The organism is Thiomicrospira sp. WB1 (assembly GCF_001507535.1).
Taxonomy (GTDB): Bacteria; Pseudomonadota; Gammaproteobacteria; order Thiomicrospirales; family Thiomicrospiraceae; genus Hydrogenovibrio.
This window is the reverse complement of sequence record NZ_LQBN01000002.1, coordinates 372324-397912: the sequence shown is the minus strand read 5'-3', so window position 1 is coordinate 397912 and position 25589 is coordinate 372324. Positions and strand designations below refer to the sequence as shown.

The 25589-nt window shown below is 54.2% G+C and carries 18 protein-coding genes and 4 tRNA genes; 5 read left to right on the top strand and 17 right to left on the bottom strand.

Features of this window, described 5'->3' with window-relative positions; genetic code table 11:
• Positions 1-62: 62 nt before the first annotated feature.
• Both AVO41_RS06245 and AVO41_RS06240 read right to left on the bottom strand, forming a co-directional pair.
• Positions 63-761 (bottom strand): response regulator transcription factor, encoded by a 699-nt coding sequence (locus tag AVO41_RS06245; RefSeq protein WP_068584313.1) that lies wholly within the window; start codon positions 759-761, stop codon positions 63-65.
• A gap of 19 nt (positions 762-780) precedes the next feature.
• On the bottom strand, positions 781-2289 hold the full coding sequence (locus tag AVO41_RS06240; RefSeq protein ID WP_068584310.1) for an RNA polymerase factor sigma-54: 1509 nt from the start codon (positions 2287-2289) through the stop codon (positions 781-783).
• 184 nt (positions 2290-2473) lie between these two features.
• Between AVO41_RS06240 and AVO41_RS06235 the strand changes: the two genes are divergently transcribed.
• Positions 2474-2923 (top strand): hypothetical protein, encoded by a 450-nt coding sequence (locus tag AVO41_RS06235; protein WP_068584307.1) that lies wholly within the window; start codon positions 2474-2476, stop codon positions 2921-2923.
• A gap of 361 nt (positions 2924-3284) precedes the next feature.
• Here AVO41_RS06235 and xseB read toward each other — a convergent pair whose 3' ends face one another.
• Genes xseB through dusA form a run of 3 tightly spaced genes read right to left on the bottom strand, consistent with a single transcriptional unit; the run spans position 3285 to position 6199 of the window.
• On the bottom strand, positions 3285-3500 hold the full coding sequence (gene xseB, locus AVO41_RS06230; protein WP_068584304.1) for an exodeoxyribonuclease VII small subunit: 216 nt from the start codon (positions 3498-3500) through the stop codon (positions 3285-3287).
• A gap of 27 nt (positions 3501-3527) precedes the next feature.
• Positions 3528-5120: an exodeoxyribonuclease VII large subunit gene (gene xseA, locus AVO41_RS06225; RefSeq protein ID WP_068584300.1), complete on the bottom strand. Its 1593-nt coding sequence runs from the start codon at positions 5118-5120 to the stop codon at positions 3528-3530.
• Positions 5117-6199, bottom strand: a complete 1083-nt coding sequence (gene dusA / locus AVO41_RS06220) for a tRNA dihydrouridine(20/20a) synthase DusA (RefSeq protein ID WP_068584297.1) — start codon at positions 6197-6199, stop codon at positions 5117-5119. The genes xseA and dusA overlap by 4 nt, the downstream gene beginning before the upstream one ends.
• A 155-nt stretch (positions 6200-6354) precedes the next feature.
• Here dusA and AVO41_RS06215 point away from each other — a divergent pair, with 155 nt between their 5' ends.
• Positions 6355-8553, top strand: a complete 2199-nt coding sequence (locus tag AVO41_RS06215; RefSeq protein ID WP_068584295.1) for a bifunctional (p)ppGpp synthetase/guanosine-3',5'-bis(diphosphate) 3'-pyrophosphohydrolase — start codon at positions 6355-6357, stop codon at positions 8551-8553.
• Here AVO41_RS06215 and pgl read toward each other — a convergent pair.
• The 8 genes from pgl to gltX all read right to left on the bottom strand — a co-directional run bounded on the left by pgl (position 8541) and on the right by gltX (position 14450).
• Positions 8541-9248: a 6-phosphogluconolactonase gene (gene pgl, locus AVO41_RS06210; RefSeq protein WP_068584293.1), complete on the bottom strand. Its 708-nt coding sequence runs from the start codon at positions 9246-9248 to the stop codon at positions 8541-8543. The genes AVO41_RS06215 and pgl overlap by 13 nt on opposite strands.
• 1 nt (position 9249) lies before the next feature.
• The gene (gene zwf / locus AVO41_RS06205; protein ID WP_068584290.1) at positions 9250-10728 is read right to left on the bottom strand and encodes a glucose-6-phosphate dehydrogenase; all 1479 of its coding nucleotides are present in this window, start codon (positions 10726-10728) and stop codon (positions 9250-9252) included.
• 2 nt (positions 10729-10730) lie between these two features.
• Positions 10731-12185, bottom strand: a complete 1455-nt coding sequence (gene gnd, locus AVO41_RS06200) for a decarboxylating NADP(+)-dependent phosphogluconate dehydrogenase (RefSeq protein WP_068584287.1) — start codon at positions 12183-12185, stop codon at positions 10731-10733.
• 319 nt (positions 12186-12504) lie between these two features.
• Positions 12505-12580, bottom strand: a tRNA-Glu gene (locus AVO41_RS06195).
• A 116-nt stretch (positions 12581-12696) separates the two neighbouring features.
• Positions 12697-12771: transfer RNA gene (locus AVO41_RS06190), tRNA-Gly, on the bottom strand.
• Positions 12772-12773: 2 nt separating this feature from the next.
• Positions 12774-12849, bottom strand: a tRNA-Glu gene (locus AVO41_RS06185).
• A 37-nt stretch (positions 12850-12886) separates the two neighbouring features.
• Positions 12887-12962 (bottom strand) — tRNA-Ala (locus AVO41_RS06180).
• Between the two features lie 72 nt (positions 12963-13034).
• The gene (gene gltX, locus AVO41_RS06175) at positions 13035-14450 is read right to left on the bottom strand and encodes a glutamate--tRNA ligase (protein ID WP_153003497.1); all 1416 of its coding nucleotides are present in this window, start codon (positions 14448-14450) and stop codon (positions 13035-13037) included.
• A 167-nt stretch (positions 14451-14617) separates the two neighbouring features.
• On the opposite strand from gltX, the gene AVO41_RS06170 reads away from it, so the two are divergent.
• From AVO41_RS06170 to ppsA, 3 genes are all read left to right on the top strand, one after another.
• A complete protein-coding gene (locus AVO41_RS06170) occupies positions 14618-16477 on the top strand; it encodes a M61 family metallopeptidase (protein WP_068584282.1) in 1860 nt (619 codons plus the stop codon).
• Positions 16462-16737, top strand: coding sequence for a SlyX family protein (locus AVO41_RS06165; RefSeq protein WP_068584278.1), 276 nt, complete (start codon positions 16462-16464; stop codon positions 16735-16737). Before AVO41_RS06170 ends, AVO41_RS06165 begins: the two co-directional genes overlap by 16 nt.
• 77 nt (positions 16738-16814) lie before the next feature.
• Positions 16815-19244, top strand: coding sequence for a phosphoenolpyruvate synthase (gene ppsA, locus AVO41_RS06160; protein ID WP_201022855.1), 2430 nt, complete (start codon positions 16815-16817; stop codon positions 19242-19244).
• A 14-nt stretch (positions 19245-19258) separates the two neighbouring features.
• Here the strand turns inward: ppsA and AVO41_RS06155 are convergent, their stop codons facing one another.
• From AVO41_RS06155 to AVO41_RS06140, 4 genes are read right to left on the bottom strand one after another with little or no spacing between them, the layout of a single operon-like run.
• Complete coding sequence (locus AVO41_RS06155) at positions 19259-20875, bottom strand: ABC transporter ATP-binding protein (protein ID WP_068584272.1); 1617 nt, start codon at positions 20873-20875, stop codon at positions 19259-19261.
• Positions 20876-20892: 17 nt separating this feature from the next.
• The gene (locus AVO41_RS06150) at positions 20893-22236 is read right to left on the bottom strand and encodes an ABC transporter permease (protein ID WP_068584269.1); all 1344 of its coding nucleotides are present in this window, start codon (positions 22234-22236) and stop codon (positions 20893-20895) included.
• Positions 22233-23213 (bottom strand): ABC transporter permease, encoded by a 981-nt coding sequence (locus AVO41_RS06145; protein ID WP_068584266.1) that lies wholly within the window; start codon positions 23211-23213, stop codon positions 22233-22235. The genes AVO41_RS06150 and AVO41_RS06145 overlap by 4 nt, the downstream gene beginning before the upstream one ends.
• A complete protein-coding gene (locus AVO41_RS06140) occupies positions 23213-25408 on the bottom strand; it encodes an ABC transporter substrate-binding protein (protein ID WP_153003496.1) in 2196 nt (731 codons plus the stop codon). The genes AVO41_RS06145 and AVO41_RS06140 overlap by 1 nt, the downstream gene beginning before the upstream one ends.
• Positions 25409-25589 lie beyond the last annotated feature (181 nt).

Below are 25589 nucleotides of genomic sequence, written 5' to 3'. Positions count from 1 at the left end.
GTCAGAGAGTGGTTTTTTACCAGGCCTGGTAAAAACCTGGTTCGGTCAGGGCGGGGCCCCATTCAGTCCTTCTGATACCAACTGTATCCGCGCCCGTATTCGTTGTGAATCAGGTTGAAATCCGGATCCACGGCCCGAAACGCTGAGCGGATACGGCATATATGGGTGTTAATGGTATTGCGCTCGACCACGCCTTGCGTCGCGGCTTGAAGGGTTTCATAGGTGACCACGCCGCGCTCGCCTGCCAGCGCAAACTGTTTCAGCATTTCAAATTCGGTGGCGGTCAGGTCCAGAGGCTTGGACTGCCAATATGCTTTGAACTGGCTTTCATTGAGCTCCAGTCCTTCAATTTTTGATACCTTGCTGCCCTGACCGGATGAGGCGGTGATGCGAAGCAGATTTTTCACCTTGGCGATCAGAACCGCCAGGGTGATGGGCTTGGGCAGATAGTCGATGGCGCCCAGAGCGTGGCCGGTGTAGATGTCGAATTCGGACTGACGTTCGGACAGAAAAATCACCGGAATCGCGCGCTCATAGCTGAGCAGATGCTTTGCCAATTCAAACCCGCCATCCACTTCGTCACCCAGAATGATGTCAGAGATCACCAGGTCGGGCAGTTGCTGCTCAAACCCGGCTTCCGCCGCTGTGCGATCGGCGTAGCCGTGAACCTTAAACCCCTGTCCTTTCAAGGCGGTTTCCAGGGTTTCCAGTTGGACCGGGTCGTCTTCAATGACAGTGATGTGATAATCGTGGTTCAACATTCGCGTGATCCTGGTTTGTTTAGCGGTATTGATTCATCCGTTTGCGTTCGCTGGAAGAGGGGATGTGCATGGCTTCGCGGTATTTGGCAATGGTGCGGCGCGCCACCGAAATGTCCTTGTCTTCCAGCAATTGCATCAGTTTGTTGTCACTGAGTGGTTTTTTGGGATCTTCGTTTTCGATCAATTGCTTGATGTGAGATTTGATCGCTATGGCTGACTGATCGTCACTGCCATATTGAGAAACGCCGGTTGAAAAGAAGTATTTCAGCTCAAACGTGCCGCGCGGCGTTTGGATGTATTTCTGATTGGTGGCGCGCGAAATGGTCGATTCATGCAGATCCAGGGCTTCGGCCAGGTCACGTAGGACCATGGGCTGCATCGCCTGTTCGCCTTCTTCAAAGAACCGGGCCTGCTTTTCCACGATGTAGCGCCCGACGCGCAGCAGGGTTTCGCCACGGCTCTGGATGCTTTTGATCAGGCTTTTTGCTTCAAACAGCTGTTCCTTGATCTGTTTTGATTCGCCCGATTGTCCCTGGAGATCATTGGCCATATCAACGTAAGCACGGTTAATCGATAAACGGGGAAACGCCTCCTGGTTGAGTTCTACCATGTAACCGGTTGCGGTGCGGTGAAGGCGCAGATCGGGTATCACCAGCTCGTTTTGGGTGGACGCATAAGCGCGGCCCGGACGCGGGCTCAATGCCTGAATGACATGAATGACTTCCATCAGATCATCATCATCCAGCAGGTAGATTTTTTTCAGCCGTTTGTAATCGCGCACACTGAGCAGATCGAAATGGTCTTCGATGATTTTGCGAGCGGTCACAACATAAGGGGTTTGCTTGAGGGGTTTCAGCTGCAGCAACAGACACTCACTGAGGTCTCGTGCGCCGACGCCAGTGGGTTCGAACTCCCAAATGACGGCCAAAACCTGTTCCAACTGTTCAACCGAGATTGCGAGCTCGGGTTCATTTTTTTTGATCGCGGCTTCGATTTGTTCCAGCGGCGTTTTCAGATAACCTTCGTCATCGATTTCATCAATCAGATAACTTGCAATCACAGCCTGGTCGGGCACTTCCTGGTTGTCGGGATTTGGCCAGGGATAAATGTCGGCTTGCCAGTAGAGCTTTTCCGCCAAAGACAGTTCAGCAGCGGTGTAGTTTTCCGGCGCGGTGTATTCGCTGTCGAGTGAGGCGGAGCGGGTGGCGACGGGAATGTCTGTGTAGACTTCTTCCCATTCGCAGTCGACTTGCATGTCATCATCAAGTTTGTCGGCGCTTTCCAGGTCGATTTCTTTTTCGTCTGCGTGCGTTTGTTCGTCGCTTGCTTCGTCCCTGGGCTCATCCGCCAACTCTTCCTCAACAAATTCATCGTCGAGTTCAAGCATGAAGTTGGTTTCGAGCGTGGTCGCAATGGTTTGTTGAACTTCCAGGGCTGAATATTGCAGAATTTTAATCGACTGTTGCAGCTGGGGGGTCAGCTTCAGTTGCTGCCCCATGTTCAATTGCAAGCCTGGCATCAACGCCATAAAAGGGTGCTCCTCATAAACAAATGTGCGAAACCTTTTGTGGCAGGTCTATATTGAGTGGATCACCTGCCAAGGTCTTTATGTCAGTGTTATTTCAAGTAACGACTTTTGACTATATAATAACGAAAAAACACCAAAAACGGTATGATTTCACACGAATCGACTAATAAGAGGAGCGCCCATCGTGTCTGTCAAAGAAGAAGCACAAAAAATCCTGGCGGATCTGCCTGAAAATGCGGATTGGAATGACTTGGTTAAAGCCCTGTATTTAAACAAAAAAATCACACTGGGCATGACGGATCTGGAATTATCAAAGTCGCCTTTGACGGAAGACGATGTGGCCGCAATCATGGGGCGCTTGCAGTCAGCCAGACGGGTACCGGATGACATGCGCAACACCCGTGATTACCGTCCTGGGAACGAGGCAACCATGGGTATGGTGGCCGGGATTGTTGCCATTTTCTTTGCGTTCGTGTTTCCACCCATTTCATGGATTGCCGCGCCCATCGCCATTGTTGCCGGTGCCATGGGGCTGAAAAAACATCAGGAAAAAGCCTGGGTGCCGATTCTGATGGCTGTTGTCTCCATTGCGCCAATGATCATGGTGCTCAACGAGCATGTGTCTTATTTTTAAGAAAAACACCACCTGAGTGTTAAACCGCCACGGGTCAAAATCACATTGACCCGTGTCTTAGCCAATCGTTATATGTCATCTTTTTGCAACCAATCATCGGTATAAACCGGATTTTGGCCTCTCTCCACACCGATCTAAACTTCGCATAATGTATATTATGTTAAATTGAGTGCAAGGCGCATTTTATATCTCCTTTCGTCCTACCCCTTCGTATTCAAAGCTCTTTGGAATTCAGAACATGATTGATCGGGGCATGATCGCAGAATGTTCAGAAAGTCATTTTTAACCAGGCCTGGTAACTCAGCCGTCTCCATTTCCAGGCCGTGTGCGAACATTTTCTCGTTGTTATTTATTTCAGTATTTATTCCGGATCTTTTTCGCCTTCATGCCCCAGTCGCTGGTTCAGGGCTTTTTCCACGGCTTCGATGCGTGACTGACAGATCTGGTAAGCTTTGGTGGCTTCGTCAACCATGGGCACCAGTTCATCGATGTCTATGTCATCCGCCTGGGACAGCTTTTGAGCGATCTGTTGCAAGGCCTGGTAGTTTTTTTGGTAGCTTTCAATGTTGTCACTCATGTTTGTTGCCTTTGTTTGAATAAATGGTTACTGGTCTGGGTCATCCAAAGGAACGGCCTTAACGGTGCCGTCGCGAAATTGGATGGCCAATTGTGCTTGATGGCGCGCCTGTTCGGCCTCGGTGATGGGTTCGCCCTTTGAATTACGCACCAAGGCAAAGCCTCGGCTGAGCTGGGTTTTGGGGCCGGCACTGAGCACATAACCAATCATTTGTTTGTTGTGCTTGCGTGCGCGTTCCAGCAAGGTGTGCGGCACGGTCTGAATGATCGAGTGCATCTGCGACAGATGCTGGCGGTGCATGGTCAAGCGATGCTGGGTCTGGGTCTGAACCTGTTGCTGGTGTTGAGACAATTGGTATGACTCATGTTGCACCTTGGCCTGTGCCTGTTGCTGGATGGTCTGCATCCAGGGGGTCAGCTTGGATTGATGGCGATGCAGCCAAACCAGTGATTGATGCTGAATTGTGTGCTCGGCGGATTGAAGCTGTTGTTTCTGGCGATCCAGAAAACGCCGACTCAGATGTTGCACCTGCTCCCAGTGCTGACGAGCCGTTTGCGCGCCGGTCACAATCTGGTGGCGCACGGCGGCGATGACCTTGCTCGGGGTGTCGAAACGCACGGCGGCCACTTCATCCAGTATGGTGTTGTCGCGCTCATGCCCAATGCCGGTCAATACCGGCAATGATGCCTGGGCAACCTGTTTGGCGAGCGTGTAGGTATTGAGCGGATTCAGGTCGAGTTTGGCCCCGCCACCACGGATGATGATCATAGCATCGAACGGCTTTTCTTCATGCAGGGCCCAGACGTTTTCAAAGGCCAGTCCGAGTTCGGTTTCAGCCTTGTCGCCCTGAAAACTGGCGTAAAAATAAAGAAACTCACACAGACCGAGCTGGTGCAGATGATCGGCATCGGCTCGAAAATCACCCAGTCCAGCCGCATTGGGCGGGGCCACCACGGCGAGTCGCATAAAGTCGGTGGGCATGGCAAAACGCTTATTATGCGCTAACAGCCCTTCCTGTTTCAGTTGCTCACGAATTTTGTTGAGATTGGCTTCAATTTCACCCAGCGTAAAACTGGGATCAATGTCCTGCACCATCAATGAAAAACCGAATTTTTCATGGAAGTTGACCTCGGTCAACAGCAGAACACTCTGTCCGGTCTGAAGAGACACGCCTGTCACCGATTCAAACTGTGCCAGTAAGTGCGTGGCCTGTGACTGCCAGATCATGGCGCGACAGGTGGCAATCGGCTGACCGGTTTCCGCGGTTTCGGACAACTCCAGATAAATATGCCCCCGCCGTTCATTCAGGTTGGCGATTTCCGCTCTGACCCAGATGCCACCCTGAAAGCGTTGGCGCAAAGCCGTTTGCACCTGGAACATTAATTGGCTCAGCGGCACCCCTTTTTCCTGGTCATTGGCAGGAATGGCCTGTTCAGCCAGAGGCGAATCGGTGACAGCGCCGGGTTGAGTGACCGAACCACCCGGCAGCCAGCGCTGAAATTGGTCAGCCTGCGTTTCAAGAGCGTCCGGGATGTACCAGATTTTTTGCATCGGGTCCCAGCGCGCGCCCAATGCCTTGGCTTCATCCTTTTCCGCAAACGGCACTTGCAAAGGAATCATGAAGCCTCCTCCAGCATGCGTCGGGTCTTATCCGGGTATTGATCACGCATGCGTTCAATTTCGTTTTCAACCAGTGTCCGGGCCTCCAGCAACGTATGCAGCCCGGCCTCCGGGCGAAAGGCGCGTTCGGACAAATAACGCCGCCATTTTCGTCCACCCGGCAATCCGGCATACAAGCCGAGCATGTGGCGCGTCACCTGGTTGAGCTTCCCCCCCTTTTCAAGGTGTTGTTCAATGTAAGGCAGCATGCGTTCAACCGCATCAAACCGGCTGATTTTGTGGGCGTTATCATTGAGCTGGTTGAGGAGATAAGGTTTTTCATACACCGCCCGCCCGATCATAACGCCATCGAGGCGAGGCAGATTGCGCTCGGTGTCGGTCGAAAGAAACCGCAAACCGCTTATGGGTCCTTCGATCCCGCCATTGATGGCCACAGGCAAATCTGGATAAAGCTGTTTCAAACGCCGCACCCAATCGTAACGCAATGGCGGTATGGTGCGGTTTTCCTTGGGCGACAGTCCTTGCAGCCAGGCTTTGCGCGCATGCACAATCAGCCCATCCACCCCGGCTTTGATCTGGGGTTCGACAAAGGCCATGAAACTGTCAAAATCTTCTTGCTCATCAATGCCAATACGGCATTTGAGGGTAATGGGGATATGCTGGACGGCTGACTTCATTTCCGCCACAGCCTGCGCGACGGTCTTGGGATGCGCCATCAGGCAGGCACCGATCAAATTATTTTGAACCCGATCCGAGGGACAGCCGACATTGAGGTCGATTTCCTGGTAGCCCCACTCTTCTCCCAGGCGGGCGCACTGAGCCAGATCTTTGGCATCGCTGCCACCCAACTGCAGGCTACAGGGGGCATCCGTGGGGTCATGTCCCAAAAAGCGCGGCAAGTTGTCACCGTGAAGAATCGCCCCGGTGGTGACCATCTCGGTGTACAACCAGGCCTGGTCAGAAATCACCCGATGGAACACACGGCAATGGGCATCGGTCCAGTCAAGCATCGGGGCGACGCTGAACGCTTCGGCGCTGTTGCGGGCCTGTTCAATCGGCCGATATGAATCTGCAGGCATAAAATAAATGATTGGTTTAAAAACCGATATTCTAGCCCACCTGTGTATGAATCGCACTGATCCGGGCGGGAAATTCCAGTATCAATTCATATTTTCGCCTTAACCCCGCCAACGCTTTGGTCTAAAATCGTCGCTTAGATATTACGTGGTGAACTATGAGCACACAAGTACAGAGCGATAAGCTCTACCAATCGTTATTTTCCCATCTGGTCACATCCGAAGAAGACGCGCTGGCGCGCGAGGCCTGCCAGTGGGCTCTGTCGGTCGCCGATTCGACCAGCCAGGCCTTTCCTGTGCGCAGCGTGGATGTGGCCCGGGCCTTGGCGCAGTTAAAGCTGGACCGTGAGACACTGATGGCCACCCTGCTCAGTGACCCGGCGTTGGAAACCCACTTGCCGGAAAAGACCTTGTTGGACCACTACGGCAAAACCGTCACCGCCCTGGTGATGGGCATTCGGCGCCTGAATCAGTTTAAAGATCTGCAGACGGTGGCCATGACCAACGAGGAGCAAACCGAACGACTGCGCCAGATGCTGCTGGCCATGATCTCCGATATCCGGATTATGATCGTTAAACTTGGATATCGTGTGGTGCGCTTGCGCCATCTGAAAGACGCCCCACCGGACGCGCGCCACCGTATTGCTCAGGAAACCCAGCTGGTCTTTGCACCGCTGGCCAATCGTCTGGGCATCGCTCAGTTGAAGTGGGAGCTGGAAGACCTTTCCTTCCGTTACCTGATGCCGGACACCTACAAGGATATTGCAAAGCGTTTGGATGCCAAGCGAGATCAGCGTGAAGCGTATATCGATGCATTTATGGTTCGGTTGCGTGAATTGTTTGCTCAGTCACGCATTGATTGCCAGATCAGCGGACGACCCAAACACATTTTCAGCATCTGGAAAAAAATGAGCCAGAAGCATTTGAGCATGGAAGAGCTCTATGACCTCAGAGCCGTACGCATTTACGTCAACTCCGTGTCCGAATGTTATGAAGCACTTGGGGTGATCCACAGCCACTGGAATTACATCAAGCCCGAGTTCGATGACTACATTGCCAGCCCCAAAGACAATGGCTATCAGTCCATCCACACTGTGGTATTGGGCGATGGCAACAAACCGGTGGAAATTCAGATCCGTACTCATGAAATGCACTACCATGCCGAATATGGCGTGGCCGCGCATTGGCGTTACAAGGAAGGCGGCAAACGTCTGGATGAACGGTTGGAAAAAAGCATTAACCTGGTTCGCCAAATGCTTGAATACAATGACAATCCCGACCTGCTCAATGAAATCAGCACCGAGCTTCTGAGCGAGCAGATTTATGTGATGACGCCCGACAACGAAGTGATCACTCTGTCTCAGGGCGCCACGGCGTTGGACTTTGCTTACCAGATCCACACCAATCTGGGCCACAGTTGCCGCGGGGCCAAAATCAACGGCAAGATCCAACCCTTAACCTACCAGCTTCAGACCGGGGACAAGGTCGAGATTCTTTCAGTCAAAAACGGGGCCCCCAATCGTAACTGGCTCAACCCCAACCTGCATTATCTCGGCACCAGTCGAGCGCGCACCAAAGTCCGCCACTGGTTTAACCAACAGAACAAAGACGCCAATATTGAAGCGGGTCAGACGTTGTTCCAAAAAGAGTGTAAGCGCCTCAATGCCGACATCAGTGCTCAGACACTGGCGGAACGGTTTCACCTGTCCAGCCCGGAAGCCCTGTTTGAAGACCTTGGAAAAGGCCAGATCAATGAACGTCAGTTGACCGATGCGATTCAGCGTTGGCTGCAACCTAACCGGCAGGCCGAGCCCAAGCGTGTGCCGCGCCCTGCTCCGGTGGAAAATGAAACCAAGCCTGAAGGCATGCCTGAGAGTGGGGTTTATGTGGTGGGTGCCCCACAATTGGCAACCAGCTTGGCGCCCTGTTGCACCCCGGAGCCGGGCGATGAGATCATCGGCTATGTAACCCGTGGCCGGGGCGTCACGGTGCATCGCCAGGATTGCGGCAATATTCTGAATCTGACATTTGAAGAGCAAAAACGGTTGCTGGAGGTGGCCTGGGCCGGGCAGAAACCGGCACGGGTCGAACCCACCCTGGCCAGAATTCAGTTGCTGGCGTTTGACCGCAAAGGGCTTCTGCGGGATGTGATGGCGCAATTAACGCAATGGGACATCAACCTTTTGTCGTCTGATACCAAAACCGACCGGGTGGACGGTTCGGTCAGTATGACACTGGAAGTGGAACTGGATCAGGCCATCCAATTGGGCGAATTATTAGACCAATTGGAACAGATTCAAAACGTGGTATCGAGTTCCATCGATGTGACGCGAGCGCAGTCGAATCAGAGCGCCTGAGAATCGACCCAGACCTGGGTTTGCCCACCCTGACTTTCCGCTTGGATCTGATTGATGGGCAAAGCTTCCCCTTTCAACCATTGGGCCACGGCGTCACGTTTGCTGGCTCCGGTCACGATTTTATAAAGGTGATGGGTGTTGGCCAGTGCCGGTTCGTTGAGGGACACTCGTTCAGACGGTGGTTTGGGTGAATGGCTTTCGGTGACCACCAGTTGATCCAGATCGTGCCGGTGCCCCGGGAACAGACTGGCCGTATGACCATCCTCGCCCATGCCCAATAACACCACATCAAACGGCTGTTGGCCCAGCAGTCGCTCAATCGTGTGTTGATACGCCCGCTGTGCCAGCATCAACCCCAATTCGGCGGGAATCCAGTGTACTTGACGGGTCGGGATCGGCACATGATTTAACCAGGCCTGGTCAATTTGCACACTGTTGCGTTCGGGGTCATCGCTCGGCAGAACACGCTCATCCCCGAGATAAATGTGCCAGTGTGCCCAGTCGGCCTGTGAATGAGCCAGTTGACGGTAAGTCACTAAAGGTGTGGTGCCGCCCGCCAGAACCAGATGAAAGGCACCGCGCTGACGGATAGCGTCGTCTGCGTGGGCAAGGATTGCCGCACACAGATCATTCGACAATCCTTGTGCCTCGTCAAACACCATCCAGTTGTCCGGCAGACTGTTGAGTTCGGTCATACTAATGCTCCGGGTGGGTATGATAGCGCCACGCCTGTTCCGGGGAGTCAAAGAGTTTGTTGGCGCCCTGTGGTCCCCAGGTCCCCGATTCATAGGTATCAATGTAATTGGTCTGTGTGCTCCAGGCGGCAATCACCGGGTCCACCACTTTCCAGGCGGCTTTGACCTCGTCGTATCGCAAAAACAGCGATCGGTCCCCTTTGATCACATCCAGCAACAGCTCCTCATAAGCATCGTACGCATCGGCCTCGTCCGGATGCAGGGCTGCATCCAGACTGATCTGCTGGGTGTTGATTTCCAAACCCGGCTGTTTGGCCATCATTTCAACTTTGATGGATTCATCCGGCTGAATGCCGAAAATAATCCAGTTGGGTTCCATTTTTTCAATCTGGGAATCACGGAAAAACTGTTTGGGCGGGTGTTTGAAGCACACCGACACCAGCGTTTTGTTTTTGGGCAGGTTTTTCCCGGTCTGCACATAAAACGGCACCCCGGCCCAGCGCCAGTTATCCACGTAGAGCTTCATGGCGGCATAGGTTTCGGTCACGCTGTCCGGCGCCACTCCAGGTTCGTCCAGATAGCCCGGCACGGGTTGACCATGGACTTTGCCAGCGGTGTACTGAGCGCGATAGGCTTGAGAGGCCACGTGCTTTTTCTGGATGGGGCGAATGGATTTAAGCAGTTTGACCTTTTCATCGCGCAGGTCTTCGGCTTCCATGGAGGCCGGGGGTTCCATCGCCACCAGCGCCAGCAACTGCAATAAATGGCTTTGAATCATGTCACGCATGGCTCCACTGGTATCGTAATAGCCTGCACGGGTGCCGATCGGGCGGTCTTCGGCATGGGTGATCTGGACGTGCTCGATGAAATTTCGGTTCCACAACGGTTCCATCAGCAGGTTGGCAAAGCGAAACACCATGATGTTTTGCACCATGCCTTTGCCCAGATAATGATCGATGCGATAGGTCTGGGATTCCTTGAGGTATTTGTTCAGTTCGCGCTGCAGGTTTTTGGCGCTGGTCAGGTCATACCCAAACGGTTTTTCCAATACCACGCGCTTCCAGCCGGTCTGTTCCAGTAACAGGTCCGCTTTGCTCAAATGACGAACCACTTCGGCAAAAAAGTCCGGGGCCAGTGACAGATAATAAGCGACGTTTTCCGACCAGCCAGCGGAGTCGATTTTCTGGGCCAGCTGTTCATACGCCGCCGCATCATTGATGTCCATGCGTAAATAATCCAGCCGCTGCACAAAGCGATCGAACACTTCGGCATCCAGCCCGCCACGGGCTTTGGGTGACAAGTGAGCACGTACTTCGTCCACCCAGTCCTGACGTGACCAGTCACGGCGCCCGATTGCCAGAATGTGCATGTCCTCATCCAGACGTCCCATCTGCTCCAAATGATAGAAGCTGGGCATCAGCTTGGTCAGGGATAAATTGCCAGTGGCGCCAAACACCACATAGGTACAGGCCTGCGCCATGATTACACCTCGTAACTGCCGGATTGGGCGTGGCCGCCGGAATGAATCCAGTCGGTATGGAAACGCTCCCCTCGCGGGGCGTCCACGCGTTCATAGGTGTGGGCACCGAAATAATCGCGCTGTGCCTGCAGAATGTTGGCGGGCAACCGGGCGCAGCGATAGCCGTCAAAAAACGCCAGCGCCGAACTCATCGCCGGCACCGGCAAGCCTTCTGTGACCGCAAAGGCCACCGCTTTGCGCCAGTGACGCTCGGCCTGTTTGACCGCGTCTTCAAAAAATTGATCGTGCAGCAGGTTGCTTAAGGTCGGGTTCTGATCATAGGCCTGTTTGATGTTTTCCAGAAAACGACTGCGAATGATGCACCCACCGCGCCACATCAGCGCAATGCCGCCGTAATTCAGATCCCAGTCAAACTCATTGGCCGCTTCGCGCATCAGCATGTAGCCTTGTGCATACGACATGATTTTTGAGGCATACAACGCATCATGCAACGCATCAATCATGGCCTGCGTGTCCAATTCACTCAATGTGGATGCCTCACCCGCCGGATAGCGATCGGCGGCCTGTTCGCGCTCGGTTTTCAGGGCCGACAGACAACGGGCGTAAACCGATTCGGTGATCAAGGTTACCGGCACGCCCAGTTCCAGCGAGCTGATGCCCGTCCACTTGCCCGTGCCTTTCTGCCCGGCGGCATCCAGAATCTTGTCGACCAACGGTTCGCCGTCCTGGTCTTTAAACGTCAGTAAATCAGCCGTGATTTCAATTAGGTATGAGTCCAACACACCCTGATTCCATTCAGCAAAGACCGCTTGGATGGCCTCAACCGATAACCCCAGGCCCTGGCGCATTAAATGATACGCCTCCGCAATCAGCTGCATGTCGCCATACTCGATGCCATTGTGCACCATCTTGACGTAATGCCCGGCGCCTTCCGGCCCCACCCAGTCACAGCAGGGCTGATCATCGGACTGGGCGGCAATGGCCTGAAAGATCGGTTTGACCGCGGGCCAGGCCGTTTTGTCGCCACCCGGCATAATCGACGGACCAGTGCGGGCGCCTTCTTCACCGCCCGACACTCCGGTGCCGATGAAATGCAAGCCTTCGGCTTGGAGGCGCTGAGTGCGGCGAGTCGAGTCTGTGTAGAGGGAATTACCGCCATCGATGATGATGTCGCCTTCAGACAGCAGCGGAATCAAATCCTCAATCAACTGATCCACCACGGCGCCCGCTTTGACCATCAGCATGACTTTACGGGGCGTGGCTAACTGATCGACCAGTTCGGAAAGCGTTTGTGCGCCAACAATGGAGCGCCCTGCCACTCGTTGGCGAATAAACGCATCGGTCTTTTCATAAGAGCGGTTGTACACCGCTACCTTGAAACCATGGTCCGCCATGTTCAGAACCAAATTCTGACCCATAACGGCCAAACCGATCACGCCTATATCAGCCTGCGCCATGTCTGTGCTCCCTTTTCGTCGATACGTTTTAGCCACATTGTAAAGCAAATTGCCCGGAGGGCTTCAATCATTCAGCCATCCTGCCCTGTTCAGATGACAGTGATGTGATATTGGTGGGTTGTTTGCTGTTATCGACACAAAGCAAGGCGTGCACCCAAAAGAAAAAGTAATGAAATCTTAAGGGGTTGTCATGCAAACGCATGAAATAAACGACTGCGATGATTCAAAACGCACCAAAAGTGACCAGGCCTGGTAAAAAACAGGTGGTTATAGAAAGAAAAAACCCGCCGATCACATTCGCAATCGGCGGGTTAAGATGTGGCGTCCCGTAGGGGAGTCGAACCCCTGTTACCGCCGTGAAAGGGCGGTGTCCTAGGCCTCTAGACGAACGGGACGGGAGGGTTTTTTGCCTGAAACAAATTTTGTCCAGACAAAAAAAATGCCTGCCGAAGCAGGCGATTGTGTGAATGTATGATTCCGGCCTAGAGGAAACATTCATACAATCTGAATTTGGAGCGGGAAACGAGGTTCGAACTCGCGACCCCAACCTTGGCAAGGTTGTGCTCTACCGCTGAGCTATTCCCGCAATGGCGTCCCGTAGGGGAGTCGAACCCCTGTTACCGCCGTGAAAGGGCGGTGTCCTAGGCCTCTAGACGAACGGGACACAAACATCATCTCTTTACCATTTGGCCTAAGTAAAATGGTGGAGCTAAGCGGGATCGAACCGCTGACCTCAACACTGCCAGTGTTGCGCTCTCCCAGCTGAGCTATAGCCCCTCGAGCTGATGGGTGCGTATTATAAGGAACTCACCGTGACGGTCAAGCCATTTTTGCACTTTTTTGACAATTTTAGCCGTTTTGCGCCTTGCGCTCCTCAATCACGGCCAAAGCCCGATCCATACGGGCCAAACAGCGTGTCTGCCCAATCAGTTCCGCCGTGGCATCAATCGAAGGCGATTGACCGCCGCCAGTGATTGCCACGCGAAATGGCATGCCCACTTTGCCCATGCCGACTTCCAGCTCAGCTGCCGTGGCCTGAATGCATTCATGGATGGATTTGGTCGACCAGTCTGTCAGCGCGGCCAGTTTGTCTTTGAGTGTGCGTAACGGTGTTTCGGCAACCGGACGCAGATGCTTTTTGGTGGCCACCGCATCAAAGGCGTCAAACTCACGGTAAAAGTAATCGGCGGCCTCCGCCATCTCCACCAGGGTTTTTGCCCGCTCACGCAAAAGGTCGGCCACAGCGGACAAAGCCGGTCCCTGCTCGGTGTCGAGCCCACGCTCCTGCATAAAAGGGGTCAGATGCGCGGTTAAATTAGCAAGCGGTGTGGTCTGAATATGCTGCTGATTGATCCAGAGCAGCTTTTCTTCGTTAAACGTGGACGGGGCGGCATTAACCGCTTCCAAAGAAAAATGCGCCACCATTTCTTCAAGGGTGAAAATTTCCTGATCGCCATGAGACCACCCCAATCGGACCAGATAGTTCAGTAAGGCTTCCGGTAAAAAGCCTTCTTCTTTGTATTGGAGCACGGACACTGCACCGTGGCGTTTGGACAGGCGTGCGCCATCACTGCCGAGCACCATGGGGATGTGCGCAAACTTGGGTACCGGCGCCCCCAATGCCTGATATAGGTTGATCTGGCGTGGGGTGTTGTTAATGTGGTCGTCCCCGCGAATGACGTGGGTCATGCCCATGTCCCAGTCGTCCACCACCACAGTGAGGTTATAGGTGGGCGTGCCGTCCGACCGGGCGATGATCAGGTCGTCAAGTTCACTGTTGGACACGGTAATTTGCCCTTTGACCAGATCATCGATGACCACACTGCCCTCCTGCGGGTTCTTAAACCGGATCACGGGCTTGACCCCTTCCGGCGGCGTACCGGTAAAGTCCCGGTAGCGCCCGTCATAACGGGGTTTTTCACCACGCGCACGCTGGGCTTCGCGCATTTGATCCAGCTCTTCCTGGCTGGCATAACAATAATAGGCTTTGTCTTCGGCCAGCAGCTGGTCAATGATGGCCTTGTAACGTTCAAAACGATCGGTCTGATAAATCGGGCCGTCATCATAGTCCAGGCCCAGCCAGTGCATGCCATCAAGGATGGCGTCGACCGAGGCCTGGGTGGAACGCTCGCGATCCGTGTCTTCGATGCGCAGAACAAACTGCCCGGTTTGCTGGCGTGCATAAAGCCAGGAAAACAAGGCTGTGCGCACACCGCCAATGTGCAGAAAGCCCGTCGGGCTGGGGGCGAATCGCGTTTTTACCACAAGCGTCTCCTTTATCTAAACTGTGTCGATGCATACCATCTGTGCGGGCAAATGGCGTAAAATGGGACACATTATAACCAATTCCGCCCGCCTGCCGTGAACGACCGTGGAACGAGTTTTCACCAACGCTCGGGGGCGCGAAAAAAGAGCAAAGGAAATCGTTTTTTATGACACTTTTTGCGTCGCAACCGCAACCGGCTTTCACGCCCTCGCCTGCTTTGCACTACCGTCTCCAGCTGGCTCATCCGCATGCGCATTTGTTTGAGGTCACGCTTCGGGTGGAACTGCCGGATCCGACCGGTCAGGTTCTGTCGCTGCCCAAATGGATCCCCGGCAGTTACCTGTTGCGCGATTTTGCCAAGCATGTGGTGGGATTGCGGGCCCAGACAGAACAAGGTCAGCCACTGACTGTGACGCCGTTGGACACCGCGCACTGGCAGGTCGAGCCCGCTGCGACCGCGATTGAGATTTGCTACCAGGTTTACGCCTGGGATTTGTCGGTGCGAGGTGCGCATTTTGACCAGACGCATGCCTTTTTCAATGGCACCAGCGTGTTTCTGGCGGTCGAAGGTCAGCGTGAGCAGCCGGTTGAGGTCGTGATTGAAAAAGGCAGCGCCCCCTTTCAGACCGACTGGCAGGTCGCCACAACGCTGCCAGCGGTTGAGACCGACGACCAGGGGTTCGGGCGCTTCCAGGCAAAAGATTATTGGGATTTGATTGAGTATCCGGTTGAGATCGGATCGTTTGAGTGGCTCGAATTTGAAGCCTGTGGCATTGTGCACCAGGCGGTCTTCACGGGTCGAATCGAATGGGAGCGCGTAGACACCGAACAACTCCGTGCCGATCTGACCCGCATCTGCGAAACCGAACTGTCGCTGTTTGGCGCGCCCTACCCGATTCAGCGCTATCTGTTTCAGGTGATGGTCACCGCCAATGATTACGGCGGTCTGGAACATCTGGATTCCACGGCCCTGATGATCAGCCGCGATGACTTGCCCTATCTGGGCCGGGAAACGACCTACCCCGACGGCTATTTGAATTTTCTGGAACTGTGTTCACACGAGTACTTTCATACCTGGAACGTCAAACGCATCCAACCCGAGGTCTATCAACGCCCGAATCTGACCGAGCCGGTGTACACCCGTCAACTGTGGTGGTTTGAAGGCATTACCTCGTTTTATGACCTCAATATCCTCTGGCGAGCGGGCATTCTGACAGCGTCGGCGTATTTGGCTCGTTTGAGCAAGGAAATGACCAAAGTCTATCGCCTGCCGGGACGCTTTGAGCAAAGCGTGGCCGAATCCAGCCGGCTGACCTGGACCAAGTTTTATCAGCAGGACGAAAACGCACCCAATGCCATCGTCAACTATTACACCAAAGGGGCCTTGATTGCATTAGGATTGGATTTGACCTTGCGCCATAAGACTCAGGGAAAGATCAGCCTGGATGATGTGCTCAAAACGCTCTGGCAGGATTACGGGCGCACGGGCAGGGGCTTGAAAGAAGACGAGATCGAACAAGTCTGCGAACGCGTCAGCGGCGTGGATTTAACGGATTTCTTTGCCCGTTATCTGGACGGGCAGGAAGACCTGCCCTTTGACACCCTGTTTGCCGAGTTTGGCATTGCGTTTTCATTGCGGGCTGCCACCCACCTCAAAGACATGGGCGGACCGGTGGACGAGGCCAAACAAACCCAATCTCCAGCGCCTTTGATCCTTGGCGTCAACCTGGTGCCGACTGAACACCAAACCTTGAAGGTGCGCCACATCTGGAACCGTCAAGCCGCAGTCGAAGCGGGTTTGGCGCCGGGCGATGAGTTGATTGCGCTGAACGGGTTTAAAATGGATTCGTTGGCCACATTGGAGCGGTTTTTGAGTCGCCATCAGGCGAATGAAACCCTGCGCTGTCATTATTTCCGGCGCGACGAATTAATGAGCAGCGATTTGACGTTGCAGACGCCACCCAACGACCGCGTCAGCCTGTGTTATGTGTCACCAGAGGAGCCGGTACAATGGCCAATGATGTAAGCCCTGAGGGCCTCGCCTCCCAAGTACCATCTGACAGCGATTGGCAACAACGTCTGGATCAACTGGAAATGACCTGCGCCTATCAGCAGGATACCATTGAAACGCTGAACCGCACCGTGGGGCAGCAACACCAGCAACTGCAATTGTTGCAGAAACAGATCAATATCTTGTCCGATGCCTTCAAGTCGATCAAAGAAGAGCAAACCGGCCTGGCCGGGCTCAAAGACCTGAAAGATGAGGCCCCGCCGCCGCACTATTAGCTAGCGGGATGGTCCGGGGCGATGCGCTTTTAACCAGGCCTGGTGAATTGGGTCAAGCAATGACAGGAGAGGCTGCGATGCGCTACATTCGTTTTTTCAATGAAATCGGTATTCATGACATTCCTCTGGTCGGGGGGAAAAACGCTTCGCTGGGAGAGATGTTCCAGGCACTGACGCCCAAAGGCATTCCCGTGCCGGACGGCTTTGCCATCACCGCCGAGGCCTATCGGAAACTTCTGACCGACAATGATCTGTGGGACTTTCTACACACACAACTGGATACGCTGGATGCAGACAATGTCACCGAGCTGGGAGAGCGAACCCACGCAATCCGTGAAGCCATTATCGAAGCGGAATGGCCCGAGGTGTTAAAACGGGAAATTCACCAGGCCTGGTCGGAACTGAACCAGCGCTTTGAGGGAGAAATTACGCTGGCGGTGCGCAGTTCCGCCACAGCCGAAGACTTGCCCGATGCCAGTTTTGCCGGCCAGCAGGAAACTTATCTAAATATTTCTGGCTATGAGGCCCTGGTCGAAGCCTGTAAACGTTGCTTTGCCTCACTGTTTACCGACCGCGCTACCCACTATCGCATCGACAAGGGGTTCGACCATTTTCAGGTCGGGTTGTCGATCGGCGTGCAGAAAATGGTGCGCTCGGATCTGGCCAGTTCCGGGGTCATGTTTACCCTTGACACCGAATCTGGCTTTGACCAGGTGGTGTTTATCACCGGGGCTTGGGGACTGGGAGAAAATGTGGTCCAGGGCGCGGTGGATCCGGACGAATTTTATGTCCACAAGCCCACTTTTGAGCAGGGGTTTCGCCATGTGTTGCGCCGTCATCTGGGGGCCAAAAAGCTCAAGATGATTTATGACACCAGCGGCCTGAAAAAATCACCGGTTAAAAACATTCAAACCCGGGTTGAGGAGCGGCGACGGTTTTGTTTATCGGATGACGAGGTGTTAAAACTCGCTGATTTCGCCATGCGTATTGAACAACATTACAGCGTGGATCAGAAAGCGGCCAAAGCCATGGACATTGAATGGGCCAAAGACGGCGTGGATGGCCAGCTTTACATCGTGCAGGCGCGGCCTGAAACCGTGCGTTCCCTCCAAAACCATCAGTGTCTGACCCAGTTTCAGATCCATCCCCGCTCCGATGCACAGGTGCTGACCTCTGGTCGTGCGGTGGGCGATCGGCTCGCGGTTGGACGTGTCAAAATCATTGAAGACGTCGCCGAAATCAGCCAGTTTGAGCCGGGGAACATTCTGGTGACCGACATGACCACGCCGGACTGGGAGCCAATCATGAAAAAAGCCGCGGCGATTGTCACCAACCGCGGCGGACGGACCTGTCATGCTGCCATCATTGCACGCGAGCTGGGGATTCCGGCGATTGTCGGTTGCGGCAAAGCCACCACAGACCTGATGCCGGTCGACACCCAGACTGTGACTGTCTCCTGTGTGGAAGGCGACACCGGTAAGGTGTATGCAGACGAACAGCCTTTTGAAAAAATTGAGACGGATCTGAGCGAGCTGGGCACCACTGAGACCGATCTGATGTTGAACCTGGCCAATCCGGATATGGCCTTCAGCCATCGCTTTCTGCCCAGTGCCGGGGTCGGGCTGGCCCGCATGGAGTTTATGATCAATGAATCGATCAAAATCCACCCGCTTGCTCTGATCAAACCCGAAGCAATCAAAGACGAGGCAACCCAGAAAGAGATTGTCGACATTCTGAGTCAAGCAGGGTTTGACCAGAATGAGGGCGAAGCCTTTTTTATTCAACGCCTGAGCGAAGGCATTGCCACGCTGTGTGCCGCCTTTTACCCAAGGCCGGTGGTGTTGCGCCTGTCGGATTTCAAATCCAATGAATATCGATCCCTTTTGGGGGGGCCGGCCTTTGAACCGCGAGAAGAAAATCCGATGCTCGGCTTTCGCGGGGTGGCACGCTACGTTTCTGAATCATTTGCCCCGGCGTTTGCCATGGAATGCGCCGCCATCAAGGCCGTGCGCGAAGATTTCGGCCTGACCAATCTCAAGGTGATGTTGCCCTTTGTGCGCACGGTAACGGAGGCGCAGCAGGCGTTGAAAGTGATGGCCGACAATGGCCTGCCCCGTCATCACAACGGGTTGGAGGTGTATATGATGTGCGAAATCCCCAACAATGTGTTGCAAATGAAGGCGTTTGCCCCCTTCTTTGACGGGATTTCGATTGGCTCAAACGACTTGACTCAGTTAGTTCTGGGCGTGGACCGGGATTCCGGTCAGGTGGCCGGCAGCTTTGATGAGCGCGAAGCCGGTGTGAAAACCATGATTCAAATGGCGATTGAAACCGCCAAGCAGTGCGGGCTACATACCGGCTTTTGTGGACAGGCGCCTTCGGATTACCCGGAGATGGCGGCGTTTCTGGTGGAACAAGGCATCGACAGCATCAGTTTGAACCCGGACTCGCTGCTCAAAACCCAACAGCGATTGCTGGCCATGGAACAAGGCGATGCTGACAGTTAAGCCGCCGGTTCGGTTCAGGCCAGTCGCTTGCGAATCAGGCTGGGAGCGCTGTCAAGTAACTGGCGGGTGTAAGCATGCTGCGGACGGGTCATGACCTGTGCCACCTCCCCTTGCTCGACAATCTTGCCCGCCTGCATCACCGCCACTTTATGGGCGATGGCGGGAATGATCGACAGGTCGTGGGTAATGAACAGAAACGACAGCTGATATTCCTGCTGCAAGCGGTTCAACAGGGACAGCACCTGCGCCCGGACCGACACATCGAGTGCACTGGTGGGCTCATCGCAGATGATCAGCTCCGGCTCCACCGCCAGCGCACGGGCAATGCCGATGCGTTGGCGTTGACCCCCGGAAAATTCATGCGGATAGCGGCGTGCATGCTCCGGGCGAAGCCCGACCTGTTCCAGTAACGTCTGAATGCGTTTGGCCCGGCCTGCTTTGTCAGTGGGCCCGACGTTGAGACTCTGCATGCCTTCGGCGATGATGTCGCCCACCGTCATGCGCGGATTCAGTGCGGAAAATGGGTCTTGAAAAATCACTTGCAGTTTCTGTCGCAAGGGTTTCATTTGCTTCTCTTTTAAGGCCACCAGCTCATGCGATTCCCCGCCCTGTTCAAACACCACACGGCCATGCGTGGCCTGCACTAATTTTAGAATGGCCTGACCAATGGTGCTTTTGCCACTGCCTGATTCCCCAACCAGCGCCAGGGTTTCTCCCTTGCCGATCCGGAGACTGACCCCATCAACAGCCCGGACATGGTCCACAGTGCGCTGAAAAATTCCTTTTCGGATGGGAAAGTGTACTTTCAGATCCGTAATCTCCAGCAAAGGCGGGCGCTGCAAAACCGGCTTAAAATCAGATACCGGCACGGCATCGGCCAGTAATTTTTGGGTGTAGGCCTCAATCGGGCGGTCAAAAAAGTGTTGGGTTTCGGCCTGCTCAATCAACTGGCCTCGCTGCATCACCGCAACCCGATCGGCCATTTCATACACCACGCCCATGTCGTGAGTAATGAACAAAATTGACAGGCCGTGTTTGTCTCGCAAGGATTTAAGCAGACGCAAAACCTGAGCTTGAATGGTGACATCCAATGCAGTGGTGGGTTCATCCGCGATCAGCACATCCGGTTCGCAGGCCAGTGCCATGGCGATCATTACCCGTTGCTTCTGACCACCCGACAACTGATGTGGATACCAATCAACGCGCTCGGATGGATTGGGGATGCCGACCTCTTCAAACAGTTGAATGGTGCGGTCCTTGGCACGGGCCCGTGAAAGGTTCAGGTGTCGAGTCAGGACTTCGCTGACCTGAGCACCGATGGTCATCACCGGGTTCAACGAGGTCATCGGTTCCTGAAAAATCATGGCAATTTTGCGACCCCGTACGGTCTGCATCATTTTTTCAGGCAGTGAAAACAGGTTTTCCCCATGCAGATCAACCTGGCCGCCGGTCACAGTCAATGCCTCGGGCAACAGACGCATAATCGCCATGGCCGTCAATGATTTGCCACTGCCGGATTCGCCCACCAGGGCAAAAATCTCACCTTCGTCAACGGAAAAACTGACCGACTTCACCAGGGTTTCCTGCTCGGCTTGAATGGTCAATTGTTGCACGTCCAGCACGGTGGTCATAGCGTTTTTCCTTCAGATCATTGACGCGTCTGCGTGCGTGGATCCAGCACCCGTTGCACGCGATCGGAAAATAAATTGGCCGCAAGGACCAGTAAAAACATAAAAATAAAGGCCGAAAACAGCGACCACCAGACCATAGGCTCGCGTGCCATTTCCAGGCGAGCTTGATTGATCATATTGCCCCAGCTGTGCATGGTCGGATCGACCCCGACTCCGACGTAGGATAACACGGCTTCGGCCAGCACCAGGCCGCTGAAATCAAGCACCACCGCAATCAGCACAATGTGCATGACATTGGGCATAATGTGGCGCACGATAATGGTCAGGCGCCCCACACCAAAAGCACGGGCGGAGGTGACGAATTCCACCTGAGATAACTTGAGAGTTTCGGCGCGTAACAATCGGCAAAGGCCAGTCCAGCTGGTCATACCGAGAATAAACACCAGAAACAGCAAACGCAAATCGGCCCGCTCTTCGGTTGAACCGAACCACTGCGGGTTGTTATTGAGGATGGTCTGCATCACCAACACCGCTGCGGCAATCAAAAGCACGCCTGGGATGGAATTCAGCGTGGTGTACAGATATTGAATGGCATCGTCCACCCAGCCTTTGAAAAGCCCGGCACTGATTCCCAGAAACAGAGCCAGCGGCAACATGACAAGCGTGGTCAGCACCCCGATCAACACCCCGGTGCGAATGCTTTTGACCGCGGTGTAGAGCACATCCTGTCCCACTTTGTCGGTGCCCAGTACATGGTAGAACTGGCTGAGGTATCCCAGCCAGCCCACTGTGAACAGCACTCCAAACAACGTCAGGTACGCGGTTCGCCAGGGCAGCCGGGTCATCCCCAATCCGACTTGCCGGGCGTAGGTTGGCAGTGTCAGACCGTGGACTCGCGCACGCCAGAACAAATGCCCAGCGACCAGGAAAGCTGTCATCAGAGCGACGACCATCAGCACCTGAGCGCTCGCCCATAGGATCGACGTCTCGGGCTGAACCCATTGCAGAGGTTGATATTGCTGCACGACATCTCCGTTGGGAAGCGTCACCAGACTTTGGTTATACTCAACCTGAGCAAACGGGGCTGAATAGGTGCGCTCGAACTGGTCGGCGGTGGCACCGAACGCAACATCCAGTAAGGTTTGATGGCCCTGAGTGTCCGCCTCAAAGCGCACCGAGTCTAGAAGGGCGACGGCAGTGTAGGCCAAAAGCACGATGGCAGCGATCATCGCAATTTTGGACTGAAAGATTTGCAGCCACTGTTCACGAACCTGAGGCGAGCGGCGCAATACACGCCCCCATGCCAACAGTGACAACACCAGCAACCAGATCATGTAATCACTCCAAAGCGGGGCCATCATGCGTCAAACCTCACTCTTGGATCAAACAGCGCATAGGATAGATCGGTTAGGATCAGCCCAATGATGTACAACAAAGCACCCAGGAACACCATGGCTTTGACAATGGCGAAATCCTGAGCATTGATCGCATCGATGGTGTAACTGCCCAGCCCCGGAATGCCAAAAAATGACTCCATGATCAGACTGCCCATAAACAAGGTCGGAATAATCACCACCACCCCGGTCAGGATCGGTAATAAGCCGTTTTGAAGGAGATGCCCAAACAGCAAACGAATTTCGGACAAACCTTTGGCTCGCGCGGTTCGAATGTAATCCTTGTTGATTTCTTCCAGAAAAATGCTCCGGTACCAGCGCACGCCTGCCCCTAAGCCCGCGAACACACCAATGGCGACCGGCAGAATCAGAAAACGCCACATTTCCCAGCCCGACTGATACCCGGAAATCGGCACCCAGTGCAAGAGTTTGCTGAACAACACCTGCCCGGCAATGATGTAGAACAAACCGGAAATCGACATGATTGCCACCGCCACGACCATGGTTGCGGTGTCGAGCACCGACCCACGAAACAGCACAATCAGTAGCGCCAGAGCGATGTTGGTCACCAAGCCGATCAGAAATGTTGGCAGTGCAATGGCCAGCGAAGGCCACATTCGCTCCTGTATGTCTTCACTGATCTGGCGGCCATTATCTGCCTGACCAAAGTCCAGCATGAACAGTTTGAGCGACTCCTGAACAAACAGGGTTTGTGTCAGTGTGTTGACGCCCTCTGCCTGCGAGTTGAAAAAAAGAGGCTTGTCGTAACCGTGATTTTCTTTCCATGCCTGGATCATTTCCGGGCTGGTCTGTTTGGCACCCAACTGGGCGCGTGCCATGTCTTCAGGCGTGTTCACCATAAAAAACAACGCAAACGTAATCAGGTTCACCCCGATTAGAATGGGCACAGCGTAGAGAAGCCGTCGCACCATGTAAGCCAACATCAGACGTCCTCCCGGGTTTGTTTGCCTTGATCCGAGGTGCTTTTCTGACTTATAGCCGGCTGTGTAAGGGTTTGCTGTTGCCGTTTACGGTAAGCCGCCATCAAGGGATAGATAGAAACCAGAATCAGCGCACCAAGCAGCCACAGGGGCCAGACCACAGGCCGATTCCATGCCTGTTGGTTTGCCACTCTGGTTTCGGGGTCAAGCCGCCGGTATTTGAGGGTGTTATTGGCCATGGGGTTGGGCCAGACATTGTGGTACCAGTTATGGAACAAGGACAGGCTTTTGGGATGCAGGCCCCAGACCCAGGGCGCATCGTGTTGTACCAGCCGCACCATTTTTCGGATCAGTGCCTTTCGTTTGGGCCCATTCGGCAAACGTTTGACCTGGTCAAACCATTGATTGAATTGAGGCCGGTCATAATTCGACGCGTTGACGCCACTGCCATTGGTATTGATGACCGCCTGATTTCCGCTCAACAGAAACAGAAAATTTTCCGGGTCCGGATAGTCCGCATTCCAGCCCCAGGAAAACAGTTGTACTTTGGCGCCACGGACTTTTTCCTGAAACCGATTGTAGTCGGTCGCCCGAATCACCAGTTCAATGCCCAGCTTGGCCAGTTGCTTGCGATACCAGTTCAATTGCGACTTGGCATCCGGTCCGGTGGCAGGCGTATCGTAATAAAGGGTCAAAGGCTCGCCCTCTGGCGTTTGTCCATTCGGATACCCTGCCTTGCTGAGCAGGGCTCTGGCTTCGTCCAGTGAGCGGCGCACCGGTCCTTGTTTCTGCCAGCGATACACCACGTCATTGTAATGCTCACGACTGCGCTCATACCCATAAATACCAGGCGGAATGGGGCCTTGAGCCGCAACCCCCCGGCCATTGAGAAAAATGGAGATGTATTCTTCCATGTCCACGGCAATGCTGATGGCCTGTCTTAACTGACGGGCCGATTGGTCGTAGCCGCCGACGACCGGATCGGCCATATTGAACCCAAGATAAAATACCGTTGGTTGCACCGCGCTCAGAAAGGCAATCCCCTTCTCCTGCATCTCCGGTGTCAGGTTGAGTTCGCCCTGTGACGAAACCGAAATCGCCTGATCAAAACTGTCGGAACTGACGCCGGAAGCATCGTAATACCCTTGCAGGAACTTGTTCCAAAGGGGCACGCTTTCTTTTTCCAGAGAATAAATTACATCATCAATCAATGGCAGGGCTCGTCCTGCATCGGCCAACAGCGCCGGGTCGGCTCCCTCCGGCAGACCTTCGGAGGGATAGGTACCATGCTGATAATGGGGGTTGCGTTGCAGGTGCATTTGTCGGTTCGGGTTGTTTTCCACCAATCGGTACGGACCGGTTCCGACCGGATACGTATCCAAAGTCAGGTTCTTTTTGACCAGGCCTGGTTGCTGGTAAAACGCCAGCGCCTCCCAAGGGATCGGGGCGAAGAAGTTCATGCTCAGCCAGTATAGAAACTGGGGGTAACGCCCATGAATGCGAATGGAAAAATGCGTGTCCGAATGAACGTGAACGCCTTCAATCGGTGTGTCTCTCAACGCGGTTAAGTCAAGGCGCTGCTGGGAGACACGGTCGGAATAGTCCGCCAATCCGACGATGAGATGACGCATATTGCCCAGAATGGGTGAATGATTGGGCTTGTAAGCCATGCGTTTGATCGCCAGCGCATAATCCTGCGCGACCAACCGACGGGTGCCGCTTTGAGCTAGATCTCCCGGCCGTTCCAAACCGTCCAGTTGTGCGGGCGTCAAATTGTGATAGAGAAACTGTCCGTCTTTATCGCGTGCAAAGGCCGGATGCGGCTGATAGCGGATGTCGTCACGCAGGTAGAAATGGTATTCGGTGTAACGAACCTGGTCGGAATCGGCATCAACAGGTTGTTGACGTTCGTCGAGAAAACGTTGCTCCGGCATCTGCGTCAGGGTCAATGGCTCGAGCGTGTAAGGGCGTTTCAAGTACTGGTACTGCAAAGGCGGTTCATAGACTTGCGAGATAATCGCCCACTCATTGGCGCTGTAGGAGCGCACCGGGTCCAGATGCTTGGGCGGCGTGGCAAAACTGCTGAACAGAGTGTTACTTTGGGCTTGAGATTGAGTATAGGGACGATTCCAGGGATCGTCCTGGCTGCAACCGCTCAACTGAAGCCCAAACATGAGCGCCAGTAAGACACCGACCATGCGTTGTTGTATCCTGCCCAATGGTGACACCACTCTTGCCTTCGATGGAAACCCGCAACGCCTGTCCGTTCAGACACTGCATACAAGCCATTAAGTTTAGTGGGCTTCCAGCAAAATCGCAAACTTTCAGCGATCGGTCCATTGCGGGTATAATACGTTCATTCATGAATCCACTGGGAAA

What these genes read in the sequence shown, in the direction of transcription:
- AVO41_RS06245 (WP_068584313.1), bottom strand. Translation starts at nt 761, where the DNA reads ATGTTGAACCACGATTATCACATCACTGTCATTGAAGACGACCCGGTC.
- AVO41_RS06240 (WP_068584310.1), bottom strand. Translation starts at nt 2,289, where the DNA reads ATGGCGTTGATGCCAGGCTTGCAATTGAACATGGGGCAGCAACTGAAG.
- xseB (WP_068584304.1), bottom strand. Translation starts at nt 3,500, where the DNA reads ATGAGTGACAACATTGAAAGCTACCAAAAAAACTACCAGGCCTTGCAA.
- xseA (WP_068584300.1), bottom strand. Translation starts at nt 5,120, where the DNA reads ATGATTCCTTTGCAAGTGCCGTTTGCGGAAAAGGATGAAGCCAAGGCA.
- dusA (WP_068584297.1), bottom strand. Translation starts at nt 6,199, where the DNA reads ATGCCTGCAGATTCATATCGGCCGATTGAACAGGCCCGCAACAGCGCC.
- AVO41_RS06215 (WP_068584295.1), top strand. Translation starts at nt 6,355, where the DNA reads ATGAGCACACAAGTACAGAGCGATAAGCTCTACCAATCGTTATTTTCC.
- pgl (WP_068584293.1), bottom strand. Translation starts at nt 9,248, where the DNA reads ATGACCGAACTCAACAGTCTGCCGGACAACTGGATGGTGTTTGACGAG.
- zwf (WP_068584290.1), bottom strand. Translation starts at nt 10,728, where the DNA reads ATGGCGCAGGCCTGTACCTATGTGGTGTTTGGCGCCACTGGCAATTTA.
- gnd (WP_068584287.1), bottom strand. Translation starts at nt 12,185, where the DNA reads ATGGCGCAGGCTGATATAGGCGTGATCGGTTTGGCCGTTATGGGTCAG.
- AVO41_RS06170 (WP_068584282.1), top strand. Translation starts at nt 14,618, where the DNA reads ATGACACTTTTTGCGTCGCAACCGCAACCGGCTTTCACGCCCTCGCCT.
- AVO41_RS06165 (WP_068584278.1), top strand. Translation starts at nt 16,462, where the DNA reads ATGGCCAATGATGTAAGCCCTGAGGGCCTCGCCTCCCAAGTACCATCT.
- ppsA (WP_201022855.1), top strand. Translation starts at nt 16,815, where the DNA reads ATGCGCTACATTCGTTTTTTCAATGAAATCGGTATTCATGACATTCCT.
- AVO41_RS06155 (WP_068584272.1), bottom strand. Translation starts at nt 20,875, where the DNA reads ATGACCACCGTGCTGGACGTGCAACAATTGACCATTCAAGCCGAGCAG.
- AVO41_RS06150 (WP_068584269.1), bottom strand. Translation starts at nt 22,236, where the DNA reads ATGATGGCCCCGCTTTGGAGTGATTACATGATCTGGTTGCTGGTGTTG.
- AVO41_RS06145 (WP_068584266.1), bottom strand. Translation starts at nt 23,213, where the DNA reads ATGTTGGCTTACATGGTGCGACGGCTTCTCTACGCTGTGCCCATTCTA.
- AVO41_RS06140 (WP_153003496.1), bottom strand. Translation starts at nt 25,408, where the DNA reads ATGGTCGGTGTCTTACTGGCGCTCATGTTTGGGCTTCAGTTGAGCGGT.